We start from the raw sequence: 18171 nt of genomic DNA on the forward strand, positions 1-18171 counted from the left end.
AGCAGGCATGAAAAAACCGCCGGGAGCCTCAGGGCTGCCGGCGGTTTCTTGTTCGGGTGGGCGTCAGACGTTGAAGCGGAAGAGCATCACGTCGCCGTCCTGGACGACATATTCCTTGCCCTCTTGTCGCAGCTTGCCCGCCTCGCGCGCGCCGGCCTCGCCGCCACAGGCGACATAATCGTCAAAGGCGATCGTTTCGGCGCGGATGAAACCGCGTTCGAAATCGCTGTGGATCGCGCCGGCGGCCTGCGGCGCCTTTGATCCCGCCGGGATCGTCCAGGCGCGCGCTTCCTTCGGGCCGACGGTGAAGAAGGTGAGGAGGTGGAGCAGCTTGTACCCGGCGCGGATCACGCGGGCGAGGCCGGTTTCCTCCAGCCCCAGCTCGGACAGGAACTCCCCGCGGTCCTCGACCGGCATGGTGGCGATCTCTGCCTCGATCGCGGCGGACACGACGACAGCCTCGGCGCCCTCGGCCGCGGCCTTGGCAAAGACGCGCGCGGACAGCTCGTTGCCGTCGGCGGCATGCGCCTCATCGACGTTGCAGACGTAGAGCACCGGCTTGGCGGTGATCAGCTGCGCCTGCGAGAAGACTCGCTCTTCTTCCGCATCCTTGGGCTGGGTGAGGCGGGCAGGCTTGCCGTCGCGCAGCAGCTCGAGCGCCTGGCCCAGCACGCTGGCGCCGATCTTGGCCTCCTTGTCGCCCTGCTGGCCCTTCTTGATAAGGTTGGGCACGCGTTTTTCGAGACTTTCGAGGTCCGACAGCATCAGCTCGGTCTCGACCGTCTCGGCGTCGGCGATCGGATCGACCTTCCCCTCGACGTGGGTGACGTCGCCATCCTCGAAGCAGCGCAGGACATGGACGATTGCGTCGACCTCGCGGATGTTGCCGAGGAACTGGTTGCCCAGCCCCTCACCCTTGGACGCGCCACGCACCAGGCCGGCGATGTCGACGAACGCGAGCTGAGTCTCGATCACCTTGGCGGACTTGGCGATCTCGGCCAGCTTCTGGAGGCGCGGGTCGGGAACGCCGACATTGCCGACGTTCGGCTCGATCGTGCAGAACGGGTAATTGGCCGCCTGCGCCGCGGCCGTCTCGGTCAGCGCGTTGAAGAGGGTGGACTTGCCCACGTTGGGCAGGCCCACGATGCCGCAGCGGAAACCCATGATAGATCCTTGAGATTAGGTGTTGCGGCGGCCTTAATGCGGCGGCGCGGCGGAAGCCACCCTCACCGCAGGCCTACCAGCGATAGTTGAAGCTGACGCTGATGCGATCCTGCTTGGCGCTGCTGGGCATCACTTCATGCCTGAGCCAGCTTTCCCACAGGAAAATCGTGCCGGGGCGCGGCTCGGCATGGACGAAACTGCCCTCGCGCGGCGGCGCTGCCATCATCAGGCCCAGGCGGGGATCCTCCAGCCGGAGCACCCCGGCGCCGGGCGGCACGCTGACGTAGAAGGTGCCGGAGACGACGCTGTGCGGGTGGATGTGCCCCGAATGCGCGCCGCCGGGCTTCAGCAGGTTCACCCACAGGCTGTCGAGCTTCAGCTTGCGCCCGCCAAGCTGGAAGCCGCACTCGGCCGCGAAGCGCGCGACGTGACGATCGAGGTGACGCTTCAGATCGGCGAAGGCAGGGTCGCGCTGCGGCAGATCGTCGAGCGAGGCGTAGGAGGTATAGCCGCGATAGCCATGCTCCTTCGACCAGCGCTTGCCGGCGGTATCGTCCATGGCAAAGGCGCGGACCGATGCCTCCAGCTCCTCGAGCAGCGCGGCATCGTCGATCGTCTCTTCGTAGAAGAGGGTCGGGAACAGGGAGCGGACGGGCATCGCGGCGAGGTAAGCCCGCGTCGCAGGATTGCCAAGGCGCGCGATCAGCCGCCGTGCAGGCGGTGAAGCAGCGTGAGCGCGGTGACGAGTAGGGTCAGCACCGCCACGATCATCAGCAACAGGACGTAGAGGACCCCCCAGGTGCCGACGTGGTTGTCGCGGCGGGCGACCCACCAGATCGACAGAAGTAGTGCGCCGAGCAGAGCGATCCGCGGCGCCACCGGGGCGAGCGCCGCCACCGCCAAGGCCGCGATCGCCGGGGCGAACCGGCGGGCGCGGCGGCCTGGGATCAGACCGGAGACCACTCCACCGGTTCCTCGCCCTCGTCGTCCTCGGACACGCGGGCGTGATCGGGGCCGATCTTCTCGAGCAACTTGTCCAGCACCCAGTCGACGCCGGTGCCGCTGGCGCCCGACAGCGGGATCACCTCGGCCCCGCTCGCTTCCTCCAGCTCGGCCGACAGCGCCGCGATCAGTTCCTCGTCGAGCGTGTCGATCTTGTTCAGCGCGATCACCACCGGCTTCTCGTCGAGCCCGGCGCCATAGGCCTCCAGCTCTTCGCGCACGATGCGGTAGCTTTCGCCCACGTCGACATCATTGGCGTCGATCAGGTGCAGCAGCACGCGGCACCGCTCGATATGGCCGAGGAAGCGGTCGCCGATGCCGGCGCCTTCCGCCGCCCCGGCGATGAGGCCGGGAATATCGGCGATGACGAATTCCTGACCCTTGTGCCGCACCACGCCCAGCTGCGGGCGGGTGGTGGTAAAGGCATAGGCGCCGACCTTGGCCTGTGCATTGGTCACCGCATTGATGAAGGTCGACTTGCCGGCATTGGGCAGGCCGACGAGCCCCGCGTCGGCGAGCAGCTTCAGCCGCAGCCACACCCAGGCCTCTTCATTGGGCCAGCCGGTGCCATGCTGGCGCGGCGCGCGATTGGTCGAGGTCTTGTAGCTGGCGTTGCCGCGCCCGCCGTCGCCGCCGCGCAGGAATACCTCGCGCTGGCCGACCTCGGTCAGGTCGAGGAGCAGGGTGCGCTCCTCATCGTCCGCCAGCACCTGCGTGCCGACCGGCACCTTGATGACCAGATCCTCGCCGCCCGCGCCGGTGCGATTCGATCCCGAGCCGCCATGGCCGCGCTCGGCCCGGAAATGCTGGGTATAGCGAAAGTCGATCAGCGTATTGAGGCCGGCGACGGCTTCGAACACGATGTCGCCGCCCTTGCCGCCATTGCCCCCGTCAGGGCCGCCATATTCGATGAACTTTTCACGGCGAAAGCTGACCGCGCCGGGGCCACCGGCGCCCGAGCGGACGAAGATCTTTGCTTGATCGAGGAAATGCATGGCGAGCCGCTTAGCGAATTCGCCGGCGCAAAGCGACAAGGACCGCTGTCGGCCGTGGCATCACCGGGTGATTGCTTAACCGACGATGGGGCAGGGAGGGCAGATGGTCACGACTCTGCTGTTCGCCGCGCTGCTGATTAACGCCGCGACCTTTGCCGCTTTCTGGTCGGACAAGCGCCGCGCCATTGCGGGCGAGCGGCGGATATCGGAGGCGAGCCTGCTGCAGCTGGCGTTGATCGGCGGGTCGCCGGGCGCGCTCGCCGCGCGCCACCTGTTTCGCCACAAGACGCGCAAGGAGCCGTTTTCCACCCGGCTGCTGCTGATCGTCGCGATTCAGGCGGGCGCGGGAATCGGGCTGCTGATCCTGTAGCCCCGAACCCGATTCCCCGGGCTCCCGGCTTATCGGCCCCGGTCCGCCAGCAACATGCCTCGCGCCAGCTTGCGCGCGGTATCGCGCGACAGGCCGAGCGCCTTGGCCATCGGCGCCCCGAGCAACGCGTCGCCCAGCGCCATCAGCACGAGCTGAAGCGTTTCCTCGCGGATCGGCGCCCCGCCGTGATGGTCCTGCGCCAGATCCTCGACCAGATCGTGGATCGCGGTGAGAATCGGGTCGAGCGCGTTTTCATTGCCGGTGAGGATCATCCAGCTTGCGAGCGCGCCGGCGCCGTTGCGTCCAAAGGCGTCAAAGGTGAGGTCGACGACCTCCGCGGGATCCTCCGCCTCGCGTGAGCGGAGCACTGCGGCCTTGATCGTGCCGGCGATCCGCGCCGCCAGATCCTCGATCAACGCCTTCTGCAGCCCTTCGGCCGATCCGAAATGGTGGAGGAGATTGGCGTGGGTGCGGCCGATCCGCGCGCCCACCGCCTTCAGCGTGACGGCCTGCGGCCCGACCTCGACCAGAAGCTCGCGCGCGGCCGACAGCGCGGCGCTGCGCGATTCCTCGGGGGTCATGCGGCGGCGAAGCGGGGTCACGGACATCAAGCCGGCTGTCGGCGCATCAGCAATGTTTTGCAATGGCTTGCTTTACGCAGCCGGACGGCGTGCTGGAGGGCGTACGTCGTCCGGCCGTGCATTGCAGGCAAGCAGGAGAAAGGAGGGCGGCGAGGGGCGATCAGGCGGCGATTGCCATTCGCGCCGGGACCTCTTCTTCCTCGCCCATGTCGAGCGCCAGCACGGCGCTGTCCACGGCCCGGCCCTGCGCCAGCGAGAAGCTGGCCTCGCGCCGGATCTCGCGGAAACCCAGCTTCTCGAGCACCCGGCGCGAGGGCAGATTGTCGAGATGGTGGCGCGCCTCGATCCGGCGGACGGGCAGGGCATGGCGCGCCATGTCGACAACGGCGCGCGCCGCCTCCGTCGCATAGCCGCGGCCCCAGGCCGACGGCGTCAGCCAATAGCCAAGCTCGGCCACGCCGACGCCCTGGTCGGTCAGGCCGATGCCGCCGATCATGCGGGGATAATCATGGTCGTGGCTCAGGATCAGTAATCGCGCCTCGGCCTCCCCGCGCGGCATCGACAAAAATGCCTCTGCATCGGCGTGGGTATAGGGCCAGGGCAGCCGCGCCAGCTTCATCGCCACCTCTTCATGGGCGATCGTCTGCTGCAGCCTCTCGGCTTCTTCCGGCCATCCCGGCCGTAACGTCAATCTCTTCGTCCGCGCGAACATCTGCGCCCTCCTCGCCTGACGCGCCGTTAGCCGGGACCGATGACGGGCCGGCGACAGACGCGGTGGATTGAGGGAGCAATAAAAAAGGGAGCCTGGGCGGACCCGGCTCCCTTGTCTGGTGGCTGGCCTCCCTGATGGAGGCTCCGGATCGCCCTGGTGGGCAACCCGGATGGTCGCCCGATGTTACTCTGCCGCCTCGGCAATCATGTCGACCGAACAGAATTTACGGCCGAGCTTGCCGTCGTGGAATACCACGCGGCCATCGACGAGCGCGAAAAGGGTGTGGTCCTTGCCGATGCCGACGTTGCGGCCCGGGTAGAACTTCGTCCCGCGCTGACGCACGAGGATGTTGCCTGCGATCGCTTCCTGACCGCCGAACTTCTTCACGCCAAGACGACGACCGGCCGAATCACGACCGTTACGCGACGAGCCGCCTGCTTTCTTATGTGCCATGGTGCTTGCTCCTTACGCTTCGCGATCAGGCCGACGCGCCGATCGACACGATCTTCAGGATCGTGTGGTTCTGGCGGTGGCCGTTGCGACGGCGGTAGTTGTGACGGCGGCGCTTCTTGAAAACGATGACCTTCTCACCCTTCGCCTGCGCGATGATCTCGGCAGCGACGGTGAGCCCGTCGGTCGGCTTCAGCTCCGAACCTTCGCCGGCCAGCAGCACGTCGCTCAGCGTGACGGAGGCGCCGGCATCGCCCTCCAGCTTCTCGACGACGATCTTGTCTCCGGCGGCAACGCGATACTGCTTGCCGCCCGTGCGCACGACTGCGAACATGGCCTGACTCTATCCAAATGCTTGTGCCCGGTCCGGATTGCCGGGCCAGGAGGAAGGGCGCAGCTAGGAGAGTCGCGCCCGTTTGTCAACGCCGCGCGCGGCCGCTGACGTCGATTACCGTTGCGTCGCGATCAGTGACGATGCTCGCGCCGCAGCAGATAGCGCCCGTCGCTCAGCCCCGTGAAGAGGCCAGCGATCGCCGGATGGTCGACCGGCTCGTCGCTTTCGTCGTGCACCAGGTTCTGCTGGCTGACGTAAGCGACATAGGTCGATTCGGCGTTTTCCGCGAGCAGATGGTAGAACGGCTGGTCCTTGCGCGGCCGGATCCCCTCGGGGATCGACTGATACCATTCCTCGGTATTGGCGAAGACCGGATCGACATCGAACACGACGCCGCGGAAATCGAGCATGCGATGCCGCACGATGTCACCGATGGAGAATCGCGCATGGGCCACCGCGGGCAGCGCGGGCGCATCGCTCGCCGCTGCGGAACTGGCCGATCGCGATGGGATCGACAGGGAACTGGGGGCAGAAGGCATGATGCCAATCTAGTGGTTGTTGCGCGCTGCACAAGCAGCCGCTTGCGCAATGCAAACAAGCGCGTTAGAGGCGCGCCCTCGATCCACCGGGCCCGCCATCTGGCACGCCCGGTTGCCTCGCGGAGAGGTGCCAGAGTGGTCGATTGGGACGGTCTCGAAAACCGTTGTGCCTTTACGGGTACCGTGGGTTCGAATCCCACCCTCTCCGCCACCTTCTCCTTCGTACTTCCCCTCATGCCGATGACGCGCGGACCAACTGGCGTTGGCCAGGCAAGGGGCGTACGCTCACGCCATGTGGAGAGGGGGCCCCCGTCGCTGGGATCCGGTTTCGCCTGCGCACGGCAGGCAGGCAGCCCTTGGTGTGCGCTGCAGCGGCTGGCGGATTGCGCTGTTGGCCGTTTCCGCGCTGGGGAGTGCGAGTGCAGCGACGGCTGATCCGGTGGCGATGAGCTTCACCGCCGCGCTGGAGCGGACTGACCGCGTGGATCCGGCGCTCTCAGCCGCGAAGCACGCCCAGAGCGCGGCGCGCCTCACCGAAGAATCGCTGTCGACGCTGAACCGCCCGATCGTCACCGTGTCGGCGCAATATGTCGAATATCAAAAGACGCTGTCGCTCGACCTCACCGGCCCGCGCCGCGACGCGCTGGACAGCTCCAACAGCTTCCTTGATTCGATCCCCGGCTCCGTCGCACCTGAATTCCAGGCCATCGCCTCCGATATCGTGGGGCGAATCTCCCAGGCGCTGCCGGGGCTGTTCGCCGCACTGCCGAGCGACGTGTCGTATCGCTTTCGCCAGAGCGTGTTCCGCCCCACGGTCCAGGGCATCCTGCCGATCTACACCGGTGGCGCGATCGCCGCGATCAAGCGCGGGGCGGCGGCGGGAACCGCGCTGGGCGAGGCGCGCACCCGATCGGCGCGCGATCTGGTGCGGGTCAATCTGATCCGCGCCTATTTCGGCCAGCTTGCCGCCGCCTCGCTGGAGGATTCGACGCGCGAGTCGCTCGCGGCGCTCGATGATCTGCTGTCCGACGCGATCAAGCTGGAGCTGGCGGGCTTCGTTCCCCGCGCCCGCCGTCTGGAGGCGCAGGTCGCGCGTGACGCGGCGGAGCGGCAATATGAGCGCGCGGTGCTGGCGCATGACAGCGCCCGCAGCGACCTTGCCAGCCTGCTCGAGGAGGAGGGCGTGACCCCCACGACACCGCTGTTCGTGCAGACCGCGCCGCTGCCGCCGCCAAGTACGTTCCTGGGCGGCGAGGACGATCTGCCGCAGACGCGCGAGGCCGATGCGGCGACCGCGGTGGCGCGGGCCGGGGTGGATCTGGCGAAGGCGCGCCAGCGGCCGCAGGCCTTTGCCTTTGGCGAATATAACCTCAACCGTTCCAATGCCTTGCCGGTCGAGCCGGACTGGATCGTCGGCGTCGGCGTGCGGTACACCCTGTTGTCCAATATCGGGCGATCGCAGTCGGTCGCGGCGGCGCGGGAGCAGGAGGCGGCGGCGGCGGAAACCGCGCGGGGCGCGCGACAGACGAGCCGTGTCGCCACGCTGCGGGCGTGGAACCTGGTCGAAAGCGCGCGGCGTTCCTTCGTCTCGCTGGACAGCAGCCTGGCGGCAGCAGCGGAGAATCTGCGCGTTCAGCAGATCAGCTTCCGCGAGGGCGAGGGGACAGTGACGGCAGTGACCGGGGCGGAAGCCGCGCTGGCGGCGGCACGAACGCAGCGCGTGGCGACCGCATATGAATATGAACTGGCGCTCGCGGCGCTGCTGACCGCGTCCGGCAAGCTCGACGCCTTTCCGCAGTATCTGGCGGGCGCGAACGTGCGCATCCCGATCGTGGCGCGGCGATGAGCGCGCAGACGGTTGCTGCTCCCGCGACCGCGGAGGACGCGCCGCCGCCGTCACATCGCACGCGCTGGCTGCTGTGGGGCGGCGTGGTGATCGTCGCCATCGCCGTCGCAATCGGCCTGTGGCTCGCGAGCCGTCCGGCCCTGCCGCCGCTGCAGGGCGAGGTGGAGGCGGAGGAGGTGAACGTCGCGACCAAGGCGCTGTCGCGGCTCACGCGGATCATGGTGTCGGAGGGCGATCGAGTGCGCCGCGGCGAGGTACTCGCGATCCTCAATGCGCCGGAAGTGGAAACGGGATCGCAACAGGCCGCCGCCGCGCTGGAAAGCGCACGCGCGCTGCAGGAAATCGCCGACAAGGGCGCGCGCGAGCAGGACATCGCCGCCATGCGCGCGAATTGGGAAGCGGCGCGCGCCACCGCGAACCTCGCCGCGACGACCAGCCGGCGGGTCGACAGCCTCTATGAACAGGGGGTGGTCGCGGCGCAGCGGCGTGACGAGGCACGCGCCGCGATGGTGTCGAGCGCGCGCATCGCGGAGGCGGCGCGGCTGCAATATGAAAAGGTCGCCGCCGGCACGCGGGAGGAGAACAAGCAGGTCGCCGCCGCGCAGGTGCGGTCCGCCGAGGCGCTGGTGTTCGCAGCCGATGCGGCTGAGCGTGAGACGCGGCTGATTTCGCCAATTGATGGCGAGGTATCGCGGCGGCTGGTGCAGCCGGGCGAGATCGTCAGCCCGATCCTGCCCGCGATCCAGCTGATCGCGATCGATCGCCCGTGGGTGACGGTCAACGTCCAGGAGGATGATTTCAGGGGCATGAAGCAGGGCCGCGTGCTGCGCGGCACCGTGCCCGCGCTGGGCAAGACCATCGATTTTCGCGTCACCAACATCGCGCCACAGGGCAGCTACGCCACGTTCCGTGCGACGCGGCAGTCGAGCGGCTATGACGTTCACGCCTTTGCCGTGAAGCTGGAGCCGACGCAGCGCGCCACGGGGCTGCGGCCGGGGATGAGCGTCCTGTTCGACTGGCCGCAATGAGCGCGTTCGCGGCATCCTTTCGGCAGGAAGCCGCGCGAATCCTCCGTACCCCGCTCGACCTTTTCCTGCTCACGCTGTTTCCGCTGGTGATGCTGGCGGCGATGGCGGCCATGATGTGGGGCGGCACGCTGAGCAACCTGCCCGTCGTCATCGTCGATCAGGACGGCGGCCCGCTCGCCCGCGCGATCACGCGCAACATTGATGCGACACCGTATCTGGAGGTGGTGGCGCAGACGCCGCAGCGCGCCGAAGCGCTGGCCATGGTTCGCCGCGAACAGGCTGTCGCCTTCATGGTCATTCCAAAAGGCGTCGGCACCCGTGGGGCCACCGATCCGCCGGTGACGGTGTTCTACGAGGCGGTGTTCCTGTCGACAGGATCGGTCGCCTCCACCTATCTGCGGCTCGTCACCACGGCGACGCTGTTGGCCCAGGCGCCACGCGACCTGGGCGTGGCAGGGGCGTCTGTTGCCGGGCGCACGCTGCCGACGATCCAGATCACGCTGCTCGGCAACCCGACGCTCAGCCTCGAATGGTTCCTCGGGATGCTGATCGGGCCCAGCATCCTCCATCTGGTGATCGCCATTTCCTGCATCGGCTCGCTCGGGCTGTTGCTGCGCGACAAGTCATTCGGCGCCTATGTCCGTGACACGCCGGCGCCCGTGACGGCGCTGTCGGGACGGCTGGCGGTGCACGTCCTGGCCGGCATAACGTGGGGCGTGGCGTGGCTGCTGTGGATGACGCTGGCGCGTGGCTATCGCGTCGAGGGCAGCGTGGCGCTGGTCGTGATCGGGCTGGTTCTGCTGTTCATCGCCACGGCGGCGATCGGCCTGTTGTTCATCGCGGTCACGCGCGAGGTGGGCACGTCCTTTTCCGGTGCGGTCATCGTCGCCGGATCGGCGCTCGCCTATTCCGGCGCGACGCTGCCGCTCAGCGGCGGGCTGTGGTATGCGCAGGACTGGAGCAAGGTGCTGCCGCTCACCCACTACATCTTGTTGCAGATGGACCAGCTGATCGGCGTCACCGCGCGCGCCGACCTGACGCCAATGATCGCGCTGCTGCTCTATCCGCTGATCGGCGGCGTCGTCGGCATGGTGCTGATCGTGCGATCGAAGCGCCCGGTATGAGCTTCCTCCGGGCGCTCGAGCAGACGCTGCTGACGATCATCCGCACGCGCGAGTTGCTGATGCTCGCGGTCGTCTCCGTGCTGTTCTACGCCGTTTATTATCCCGCGCCTTATCAACAGCAGACGGCGACCGACATCGCGCTGGTGGTGGTGGACGCCGATCGTTCGCCCATGTCGCGCGCGCTGGTGCGGCACCTTTCGGATACACGCGCGGTCTTCGTCGTGGTGGAAACGGGCAATCTGGGCGAAGCGCGCGAACTGGTGCGCGCGCGCAAGGCCGATGGCGTCGTGTACCTCGCGCCGCACCTGCAACAGCGCGTCCTGTCGCGCGGCGGGGGGACGGGCATCGCCTTATGGCTGAACGGTGCGTACTTCGTCCGCGCCGAGGCGATCGGGGAGACGCTGGGCCAGGTGGCGCTCGATGCGCTGGACGAACTGGCGCAAACGGTGCCGGCGATCGCGCGGCAGCGCGCGCCTGAGGTGCTGGTGCAGCCGATCTTCACCACCGGCGGCTATCGCGATTACGTCTTCCCGGCGGTCGCCAACATCATCCTGCAACAGACGTTGCTCGCCGCGTCCGCGCGGCTGGTGGCGGATCGCCGCCAGCGCGGCTGGACGGTCATGCGCCGGGCGGAGGCGCTTGGCATGCTGGCCGCCGCCGTGCTCGTCGGTGTCCTGACGACGGGTTTCTACTTCGGCTTCGTCTATTGGGCGCAAGGGGTGCCGCGCGGCGGCAACATGCCGGGGCTGCTGCTGGCGATCCCGCCGTTCGCGGTGGCGGTGGCGGGACTCGGCATGGTGCTGGGCAGCCTGTTTCGCGCCGGCGACGACGCGCTGAAGGTGCTCCTGCCCACGTCCTTGCCGCTGTTGTTCCTGGGCGGCTTCGCCTGGCCGCTCTATGCCATGCCGCAATGGTTGGCGACGGGCGCATGGCTGTCGCCAGCGACGCCTGCGACGCACCTGTTCATTCGCTTCAACCAGATGGGGGCAACGCTGGCGGAGGCATGGGGGCCGTTCTGCGTCATGGCGGGGCTCGCCGCCTGCTATACCGCCGGCTTCCTGTGGCGGGTGCGGCGCCTGAACGCCGAGGTCTGCACCGGGGGCGCCTGAGGATCGTCGGTGTCCGCAGACACCGCCGCTACTGCGACGGCGCCTGCGGACCCGTGACGGATCAGAAGTTCACGCGTGCCCGGACGCCATAGCTCTGGGCGTCGTTCAGGAAGCGGATGTTGAGCGCCGATCCGACCAGCGCCTTGGTCGACGCCTGCTGATCGGTGAAGTTGGTCGCCCACGCCTCCAGCCGGTAATTGCCGATCGTGTAGCCGACGCCGAGGTTCAGCGTGGTGAAGCCCACCTGGCGATCGGGGAAGCCGGCCTGCAGTGCATTCTGCCGCTCGCCGTCGAGGAAGACGATGTCCTTCTCGTTGAACTGCGACAGGAAGTAGGACGAACGATAACTCAGCAGCGCCTGCCAGTCGAACCGGCCGCGGCCCATTTCGAACCACTGCGCCAGCTTCACGCTGACATTGTACTTGGATGCCAGCGGCAGGCGGTTGCCGGTCAGGTCGATGAGCGGCGATTCGCCCGTCTCGTTGTTCTGCCCGCGCGCGTCGGCGACGGTGCCGCGCGTGATCTTCGTGTCGAGGAACGCGAAGTTGGTATCGAGCGAGAAATTGCCCGGCAGGTTGAAGCGCGCCTCAGCCTCCAGACCGTAGATGCGCGAGGCGCCGATGTTGCGGTTCACCAGCGAATAGCCGTTGCACTGCGGGGGCGTCTGCGTGGTGTCGAGGTTGATGCAGGTCAGGTCCTGGAACACCTGGTCCTGATAGTCATAATAGAAGCCGGTCAGGTTCAGGTGCGCACGGCGACCGAAGGCGGTGAAGCTGTTGCGCGACCCGGCCTCGAACACGGTCAGGCTTTCCGGCTTGAACGTCTCGGGGATCGGCGAGGTCTGGAACGTGTCGTTGAACCCGCCCGACTTATGCCCGGTCGAAACCTTCGCGTAGAGCATGTTGTCCGACGTGATGTCATATTCCAGCCCGACGCGATAATCGACGAAGTTGAACTTCGCCGAGCCGCGCTGCTGCCCCGGGATCGTCAGATTGGCATAGCTGAAGCCGCCGTTGGTGCCGGTCGGGCACGTGACGAAGCCGTTGTCGATGTCCGGCCGGGTAAAGCAGGTGCCGTTCGGGTTGGTACCGTTGGCGATCGAGCCGATCTGCTGGATCAGCGTGTCGCGCGCGCCCGGGCTCTTGATGCCTTCGATCAGGAACTGCGCATATTGCTGCGGCGTCGTCAGGCCGGTGACGTTGAAGTTCGGCCGGTCGAGCAGCGCCGGGCGGAAGCCCTCGGTGCCGAGCCGCGTGCTGACGCAGCACGCGCCATCCGCGCCGCCCAGCGTCAGCGCCCAATTGCCGCCGATGCCGTAACGCGACTTCTTCTCGTCGGTGTAGCGGATGCCGCCGATCACGCGCAGGCGATCGGTCACGTCATACGTGCCGTCGGCGAAGAAGGCGAAGCTTTCGCCGTTCACGTCAGGCATCGTGAACTCGGTGCCCGAATAGCAGCAGTAACCGCGATCGGCGACCGCCATATAGCCGACCTGCTGCTTTTCCTTGAAGTAGAAGCCGCCCAAGTTCCAGCGCAGCGACTGGTCGGAATCGGCACTGGCGCGCAGCTCATAGACCTGGCTCTGCGACTTGGTCTGCCAGAAGTTGTTCGAGAAATTGTCGAACTGCACCGTCGAATAATCGCGGCCGTTCCACGCGATGCTCTCGCTGCTGGCGTTGGACTGCATGAAATCGACCGAGCGGTAGCTGCCCGTCGCCTCGACCGAGAAGGTGTCAAAGCGATAGCCGATCTTGCCCTGAACGCCCCAGAGCTCGTTCTCCATGTCGCCCTGCTGGCCGCGATAGACGACGCGGCGCAGGTCGAGCTGCTCGGGCCGCAGCCCGGTGGCCTCGACCGCGGCGAAGATGTTGGCGCCCGGATAGCCGGTGCCGGTTTCCTTGCCATAGTCACCGACGACCGACAGCGAGAGACGATCGGTCGGCTCCCAGCGCAGCGACACGCGGCCGGCGTAATTCTCTTCGAGGCCGGCAGGCTTCAGCCGGCTCGCCTGCGGATCGGGCGAGGCGTTCTTGAAGCCATAATCCTTGTTCACATAATAGCCGGCAACGCGGGCGGCGAAATTGTCGCTCAGCGGCACGTTGATCGCGCCCTCGGCGGCATAGCTGTCGCGATTGCCATATTCGGCCTGCGCATAGCCGGTGACCCGGTCGAACGTCGGCTTGGCGGTGATGATGTTGAGCGTGCCGGCGAGCGCGTTGCGGCCGTACAGCGTGCCCTGCGGCCCCTTGTTCACCTCGACCCGTTCCAGATCGTAGAACATGAGGCCAAGGCCGCGCGGACGCGGGATGTAGGAACCGTTCAGGTGCGGCGCGGCGCCCGGATCACCCAGTTCGGTGTTGTTCGAGGATCCGACGCCGCGGATGAAGATCTCGATATTGCCTTCCTGATTGGCAATGTTGAGCCCCGGGACGGCCACGCCCAGGTTCCGCACATCGGTGATGCCGCTCTTGCGCAGGTCATCGGCGGACAGGGCCTGCACCACGCCCGACACGTCCTGCAGATTCTGCTCACGACGGTTGGCGGTGACGACGATGTCGTCGGTGCCCTGTTCGGTCGCCTGCGGCGACGTCGGGCTGGTCGACTGGTCCTGCTGCGGCGTTTCGATCACCTGCGCGACGGCAGGCATGGCGGTGCCCGAAAGGAGCAGCGCTGCCAGTGGCAGATAAGTGGTCCTGGTCATGATAACTCCCTGAGACGTTTGTTTTTTTAGTTGTTGTTATTCGGGCAAGCGGTGCCCGCGCCGTTCGCCTGCACCAGGCGCGCCCGCGAAATCGTCAGGTCGAGCGTGCCGTCAGTCGTCAGAGAAAGCGGTGCCGTGACCTGGCGCATGTCAGCGCCGGCCTTGGCGAAACAGGAAAGCGGCACGGTCAGTGTCGTCCAGACGCCCGGCTTTGCCGCCCGCAAGGCGTCGGTGACCGGCACCTCGCCGGCACAGCGCTCGCCGCAGGCGACGCCCGCGGTCACTGCCCGGCTGGGCGCGCCATCCACCTTGAGGTCGATCTGCACGGCGAGCGCGCCGTTGGTCTCGCGCATCAGGTCGGCGGGCGCGCTGTCGACGATCGCCGCCACCGCCTTGCCGCGGCCGGTCCATGCCAGCCGCACGCTGTCTTCCTGCGCGCGCCGGTCAGCGCCGCGGGCGGTGATGAGGTCGGGGCCGGGATTGGGCGACAGGGCACCCGGCGCACCGATCAGCAGGCGCCGTCCGGTGCCGGGCCGCCCGGCATCGAACAGGATCGTGCGATCGCCGCTCGCCTGAGTCGCGCGCTGTTCCGGCAGCGATGCCAGCTCGCCGCGATCCTTCAGCGTCAGGCCAAAGCCATAGGGGAACAGCGGGTTATAGTCCGCATCGCCCACGTTGACCGCCGTCTGATCCGACGTGCGCGGCCAGCTGTACGGCAGCTTGCCACGGAAATCGGCCTTGCCGAACAGCACGTCCGCCACGCCGCCGCCCTCGCTGCCGGGCAGCCACGCCGCCACAAAGGCGTCCGAGGCGTTGAGGTACGGGTTCACCCATAGCGGTCGGCCAGACAGGAACACCGACACGGTCGGGATGCCGGCCGCCTTCAGCTTCTTGAGCAGCGCCAGATTGTCCTGCGCATCGTCAAAGGCGACATCGGCGCGGTCGCCCTGGAATTCGGCATAGGGATCCTCGCCGAACACCACGACCGCCACGTCGGGCTTCTGCGTGAAGCGGCCGTCGGCCGACAGGTCGACCGTCGCGCCCACGCCCTTGGCCACCTCGCGCATGCCCTCGGCGATGGTCTGCGCCTTGGGGAAATCGGTCCGGCTGGTGCCGGTGCCCTGCCAGGTCAGAGTCCAGCCGCCGGTCTGCTTGGTCATGTTGTCCGCGCCGTCACCGGTCAGCAGGATGCGCGCGCCCGGCTTCAGCGGCAGAGCGCTGCCCGCGTTCTTCAGCAACACCAGCGACTGGCGCACCGCCTCGCGCGCCACGGCGCGATGCTCCGCGCTGCCGAGCAGGTCGTACTGTCCGGCGAGCGGGCGGGTGGAGGGCTTGCCCGCGTCCATCAACCCGGCGCGCACCTTCACGCGCAGGATGCGGCGCACGGCATCGTCCAGCGTCGCCATCGGCAGCCGGCCGTCCTTCGCCTGCGCCAGCGTATTGTGCCACAGCCCCTTCCAGCTGTCGGGCGCCATCGCCATGTCCAGACCGGCGGTGAACGTCTGGTAGCAATTGTCCGCGGTGCAGCCCTCGACCTGGCCATGACCGTTCCAGTCGCCGACCAGGAAGCCGTCAAAGCCCCAGTGATCCTTGATTACGCCGCGCAGCAGCGACCGGTTGCCGTGCATCTTGGCGCCGTTCCAGCTCGAGAAGCTGACCATGATCGACTGCACGCCCGCCTCGATCGCGGGAACATAAGGCGCGGCGAACAGGCGACGCAGCGTGGCCTCGTCGGTGCGCGCATCACCCTGGTCCTTGCCGCCGGCCGTGCCGCCGTCGCCCAGGAAATGCTTGGCGGTCGCGATGATATGGTTGCCGCGCAGCCAGTCGCGGTCGCCCACCTTGCCCTGCAGCCCCTCGATCAGCGGGCGGGCGTAAGCGGTGGCGATTTCGGGATCCTCGCCGAACCCCTCATAGGTGCGGCCCCAGCGATCGTCGCGCACCACCGCCAGCGTCGGGGCAAAGGTCCAGTCGAGCCCGGTGACGCGCATTTCCGCGGCGGTCACTTCGCCGATCCGGCGCATCAGTTCGGGATTGCGCGCCGCGCCGAGCCCGATGTTGTGCGGGAACAGCGTCGCCCCGACGACATTGTTGTGCCCGTGGACGGCGTCCGATCCCCAGATCACCGGGATCCGCGGCAGCGCGCCATTGGGGCGCATCGACGCCTCATAGAAGGCGTCGGCAGCGGCGACCCAGGCCGGGGCGGTGACATGATGGCCCTCGCCGGGCTTGGAATTGCCGCCGTTCAGCACCGATCCCAGATGATAGCGATAGACGTCTTCGGGTGTCACGCTGGCGATGTCGGCCTGCACGACCTGGCCGACCTTCTGCTCCAGCGACATGCGGCGCAGCAGATCCTCGACGGTCTTTTCGACCTTGGCGTCGCGCGTCGCGGGCAGGGCGGGCTTGGCCCAGCCCGCCGGCGTTGCGATCGCGCTCGGGTTGGCGGTGGCTGTCGCCTTGGCGGGGGTGGATGATGCGGCGGGCACCTGCGCCTGCGCGGGGGAAGCGGCGAGCCCCGCCGCCAATGCAACATAGCCCACGCGATTCAGCACTCTCAGCACGCTCATCCCCTCTGAAAACTTCCCTGTCCCGACGCTATCGTCGCGCGTCGGTGGCGCAGTGTCTTGACAGCGTTGTCTAAACAGCGGTTTGGCAACGTTGTCAATTTTGAAGTCGTGGCGGCTGTCATGGTGCGCGTGCCATTTCGGGCTCGTGCTGTGATCAGGCGGCAAATCGGTGCGGCCGTGCGTATTGTCGCTTGGCGCGCATTGTACGGGGCCGGTTCGCGGGGCATCGTCGCGCGCCGGCCGGTCCGGACCGCTCAGGTGCCAGGGCGGCCGGGGCGCAAGGGTCGCAGGTTGGGGCAGGGGGACTCGGATCGGGATGGAAGCAGGCGACAAGCGGCAGGTGCGGGCGACCATCACCGATGTGGCGGCGCGATCCGGCACCTCGATCAAGACGGTCTCGCGCGTCTTCAATGACGAGCCCTTCGTTCGCCCCGAGACGCGCAGGCGCGTGCTCGAGGCGGCGGCGGCGCTGGATTACCATCCCAACATGGCGGCGCGCAGCCTGGTGCGCGGGCGATCCTTCCTGATCGGCCTGTTCTACGAAAACCCCAGCCCCAATTACGTCGTCGACCTCCAGACGGGGGCGCTCGATCGCCTGCACGACGAACGTTATCGCCTGTTGCTCTTTCCGTGCGAAAACGCGCGCGCCGTCTCCGGCCGCCTTCTCCAACTCGCCCGCACCTCTGGGCTTGAGGGGATCGTGCTCGCCCCGCCGCTCGGCGACGATCCGCAGACGGTGCGCGATCTGGTGGAGGCGCGCCTGCCCTTCGTGCGCATCGCGCCGACCACCGCGCTCGATGCCTCGCCGACGGTGGGGATCGATGATGGCGCGGCGGCGCGGGAGATGACGGATCACCTCCTGTCGCTCGGCCATCGGCGGATCGCCTTTGTGCAGGGCGATCCCGATCACCCGTCGAACAGCCAGCGGCTGGACGGCTTTCGCGGCGCGATGCAGGCCGCCGGGGCGACGGTCGACGAACGGCTGATCGAACAGGGGCGTTATACGTTCGAATCCGGCCTCGCCGCGGGCCGCCGCATCTTTGCCGATCGCCAGCGGCCGACGGCGGTGTTCGCCGCGAATGACGATATGGCGGCAGGCGTGGTGGTCGCCGCCAAGGAGGCGGGGCTGGACGTGCCCGGCCATGTCTCCGTCGCGGGCTTCGACGACAGCCTCATCTCGCGTGTCACCTGGCCGCAGCTCACCACGATCCACCAGCCGACCTACGACATGGCGCACGCGGCGACCGACGCCCTGCTAGCGCTGATCGAGAAGCGCCCTCTGACACCGGCACTCCGTCTCCAGCACCAGCTCCTGGTTCGCGGCTCAACCACCCGAACCGCGCCGCTCTGATTCTAATCTGGTCAAGCTTCACCCCAACGAGGCCAGATTCGCCCGGTTCTGTTCCGCAGGCAGGCCGCGAGGCACGCTGATTCGGCCGGAGCGCACCGGCGGCACAGCGGCGGCGGGGTCCTGAAACCCGCGGAAAAGCGTGGTTTTGTTGGTGTTGTGTAGGAAGACTGCAAAAAGTGTTTGACGGTGTGGGCGGGTGCACCTAGATGGGTGTCACCGCAGCGGTGGCCCGGACGGGCTGGTTGCAGTGGTTAGCGAAAACAAGGCAGTGGTTAGCGAAAACAAGGCGCCAGTG

General features: G+C 67.6%; 17 protein-coding genes and 1 tRNA gene. 7 read left to right on the forward strand and 11 right to left on the reverse strand.

The annotated features are described in order from the left end of the window. Positions 1 to 63: 63 nt before the first annotated feature. The 4 genes from ychF to obgE all read right to left on the reverse strand — a co-directional run bounded on the left by ychF (position 64) and on the right by obgE (position 3161). Positions 64 to 1164 (reverse strand): redox-regulated ATPase YchF, encoded by a 1101-nt coding sequence (ychF, locus tag CA236_RS08435; protein WP_046406642.1) that lies wholly within the window; start codon positions 1162 to 1164, stop codon positions 64 to 66. A gap of 73 nt (positions 1165 to 1237) precedes the next feature. Next, a complete protein-coding gene (locus CA236_RS08440; protein ID WP_125945261.1) occupies positions 1238 to 1822 on the reverse strand; it encodes a TIGR02466 family protein in 585 nt (194 codons plus the stop codon). 44 nt (positions 1823 to 1866) lie between these two features. Further along, positions 1867 to 2127, reverse strand: a complete 261-nt coding sequence (locus CA236_RS08445) for a hypothetical protein (RefSeq protein ID WP_125945262.1) — start codon at positions 2125 to 2127, stop codon at positions 1867 to 1869. Beyond that, entirely contained in the window at positions 2112 to 3161 is a 1050-nt protein-coding gene (gene obgE / locus CA236_RS08450; protein WP_046406648.1) for a GTPase ObgE, read from the reverse strand. Before obgE ends, CA236_RS08445 begins: the two co-directional genes overlap by 16 nt. Positions 3162 to 3264: 103 nt before the next feature. On the opposite strand from obgE, the gene CA236_RS08455 reads away from it, so the two are divergent. Then, on the forward strand, positions 3265 to 3531 hold the full coding sequence (locus CA236_RS08455; protein ID WP_046406637.1) for a DUF1294 domain-containing protein: 267 nt from the start codon (positions 3265 to 3267) through the stop codon (positions 3529 to 3531). 29 nt (positions 3532 to 3560) lie between these two features. Here CA236_RS08455 and CA236_RS08460 read toward each other — a convergent pair whose 3' ends face one another. The 5 genes from CA236_RS08460 to hspQ all read right to left on the reverse strand — a co-directional run bounded on the left by CA236_RS08460 (position 3561) and on the right by hspQ (position 6147). Further along, a complete protein-coding gene (locus tag CA236_RS08460) occupies positions 3561 to 4139 on the reverse strand; it encodes a helix-turn-helix domain-containing protein (RefSeq protein ID WP_125945264.1) in 579 nt (192 codons plus the stop codon). Between the two features lie 133 nt (positions 4140 to 4272). After that, the gene (locus tag CA236_RS08465) at positions 4273 to 4824 is read right to left on the reverse strand and encodes a GNAT family N-acetyltransferase (protein ID WP_241212578.1); all 552 of its coding nucleotides are present in this window, start codon (positions 4822 to 4824) and stop codon (positions 4273 to 4275) included. 183 nt (positions 4825 to 5007) lie between these two features. Then, a complete protein-coding gene (gene rpmA, locus CA236_RS08470; protein ID WP_046406357.1) occupies positions 5008 to 5277 on the reverse strand; it encodes a 50S ribosomal protein L27 in 270 nt (89 codons plus the stop codon). Between the two features lie 25 nt (positions 5278 to 5302). Then, positions 5303 to 5608 (reverse strand): 50S ribosomal protein L21, encoded by a 306-nt coding sequence (gene rplU, locus CA236_RS08475; protein WP_046406359.1) that lies wholly within the window; start codon positions 5606 to 5608, stop codon positions 5303 to 5305. Between the two features lie 131 nt (positions 5609 to 5739). Then, positions 5740 to 6147, reverse strand: coding sequence for a heat shock protein HspQ (gene hspQ / locus CA236_RS08480; RefSeq protein WP_125945265.1), 408 nt, complete (start codon positions 6145 to 6147; stop codon positions 5740 to 5742). A 121-nt stretch (positions 6148 to 6268) separates the two neighbouring features. Here hspQ and CA236_RS08485 point away from each other — a divergent pair. The 5 genes from CA236_RS08485 to CA236_RS08505 all read left to right on the forward strand — a co-directional run bounded on the left by CA236_RS08485 (position 6269) and on the right by CA236_RS08505 (position 11254). Beyond that, a tRNA-Ser gene (locus CA236_RS08485) sits at positions 6269 to 6358 on the forward strand. A 180-nt stretch (positions 6359 to 6538) separates the two neighbouring features. Further along, the gene (locus CA236_RS08490) at positions 6539 to 7993 is read left to right on the forward strand and encodes a TolC family protein (protein WP_241212579.1); all 1455 of its coding nucleotides are present in this window, start codon (positions 6539 to 6541) and stop codon (positions 7991 to 7993) included. Further along, positions 7990 to 9021, forward strand: coding sequence for an HlyD family secretion protein (locus tag CA236_RS08495; RefSeq protein WP_125945267.1), 1032 nt, complete (start codon positions 7990 to 7992; stop codon positions 9019 to 9021). The genes CA236_RS08490 and CA236_RS08495 overlap by 4 nt, the downstream gene beginning before the upstream one ends. Then, a complete protein-coding gene (locus CA236_RS08500; RefSeq protein WP_125945268.1) occupies positions 9018 to 10145 on the forward strand; it encodes an ABC transporter permease in 1128 nt (375 codons plus the stop codon). Before CA236_RS08495 ends, CA236_RS08500 begins: the two co-directional genes overlap by 4 nt. Continuing rightward, entirely contained in the window at positions 10142 to 11254 is a 1113-nt protein-coding gene (locus tag CA236_RS08505) for an ABC transporter permease (RefSeq protein WP_125945269.1), read from the forward strand. Before CA236_RS08500 ends, CA236_RS08505 begins: the two co-directional genes overlap by 4 nt. Before the next feature lie 61 nt (positions 11255 to 11315). On the opposite strand, the gene CA236_RS08510 is transcribed toward CA236_RS08505, so the two are convergent. Both CA236_RS08510 and CA236_RS08515 read right to left on the reverse strand, forming a co-directional pair. Continuing rightward, positions 11316 to 13955, reverse strand: a complete 2640-nt coding sequence (locus CA236_RS08510; protein ID WP_125945270.1) for a TonB-dependent receptor — start codon at positions 13953 to 13955, stop codon at positions 11316 to 11318. 26 nt (positions 13956 to 13981) lie between these two features. Further along, a complete protein-coding gene (locus CA236_RS08515; RefSeq protein ID WP_125945271.1) occupies positions 13982 to 16525 on the reverse strand; it encodes an exo 1,3/1,4-beta-D-glucan glucohydrolase in 2544 nt (847 codons plus the stop codon). A 316-nt stretch (positions 16526 to 16841) separates the two neighbouring features. Between CA236_RS08515 and CA236_RS08520 the strand changes: the two genes are divergently transcribed. Beyond that, complete coding sequence (locus CA236_RS08520) at positions 16842 to 17876, forward strand: LacI family DNA-binding transcriptional regulator (protein WP_125945272.1); 1035 nt, start codon at positions 16842 to 16844, stop codon at positions 17874 to 17876. The last annotated feature ends 295 nt before the right edge of the window (positions 17877 to 18171 follow it).

This window comes from Sphingomonas sp. ABOLG (genome assembly GCF_003950435.1).
Lineage (GTDB): Bacteria > Pseudomonadota > Alphaproteobacteria > Sphingomonadales > Sphingomonadaceae > Sphingomonas > Sphingomonas panaciterrae.

Bases quoted from the DNA above. Each gene is read 5' to 3' on its own strand.
- ychF (WP_046406642.1), bottom strand. From the start codon at position 1,164: ATGGGTTTCCGCTGCGGCATCGTGGGCCTGCCCAACGTGGGCAAGTCC.
- CA236_RS08440 (WP_125945261.1), bottom strand. From the start codon at position 1,822: ATGCCCGTCCGCTCCCTGTTCCCGACCCTCTTCTACGAAGAGACGATC.
- obgE (WP_046406648.1), bottom strand. From the start codon at position 3,161: ATGCATTTCCTCGATCAAGCAAAGATCTTCGTCCGCTCGGGCGCCGGT.
- CA236_RS08455 (WP_046406637.1), top strand. From the start codon at position 3,265: ATGGTCACGACTCTGCTGTTCGCCGCGCTGCTGATTAACGCCGCGACC.
- CA236_RS08460 (WP_125945264.1), bottom strand. From the start codon at position 4,139: ATGTCCGTGACCCCGCTTCGCCGCCGCATGACCCCCGAGGAATCGCGC.
- CA236_RS08465 (WP_241212578.1), bottom strand. From the start codon at position 4,824: ATGTTCGCGCGGACGAAGAGATTGACGTTACGGCCGGGATGGCCGGAA.
- rpmA (WP_046406357.1), bottom strand. From the start codon at position 5,277: ATGGCACATAAGAAAGCAGGCGGCTCGTCGCGTAACGGTCGTGATTCG.
- rplU (WP_046406359.1), bottom strand. From the start codon at position 5,608: ATGTTCGCAGTCGTGCGCACGGGCGGCAAGCAGTATCGCGTTGCCGCC.
- hspQ (WP_125945265.1), bottom strand. From the start codon at position 6,147: ATGCCTTCTGCCCCCAGTTCCCTGTCGATCCCATCGCGATCGGCCAGT.
- CA236_RS08495 (WP_125945267.1), top strand. From the start codon at position 7,990: ATGAGCGCGCAGACGGTTGCTGCTCCCGCGACCGCGGAGGACGCGCCG.
- CA236_RS08500 (WP_125945268.1), top strand. From the start codon at position 9,018: ATGAGCGCGTTCGCGGCATCCTTTCGGCAGGAAGCCGCGCGAATCCTC.
- CA236_RS08505 (WP_125945269.1), top strand. From the start codon at position 10,142: ATGAGCTTCCTCCGGGCGCTCGAGCAGACGCTGCTGACGATCATCCGC.
- CA236_RS08510 (WP_125945270.1), bottom strand. From the start codon at position 13,955: ATGACCAGGACCACTTATCTGCCACTGGCAGCGCTGCTCCTTTCGGGC.
- CA236_RS08515 (WP_125945271.1), bottom strand. From the start codon at position 16,525: ATGAGCGTGCTGAGAGTGCTGAATCGCGTGGGCTATGTTGCATTGGCG.
- CA236_RS08520 (WP_125945272.1), top strand. From the start codon at position 16,842: ATGGAAGCAGGCGACAAGCGGCAGGTGCGGGCGACCATCACCGATGTG.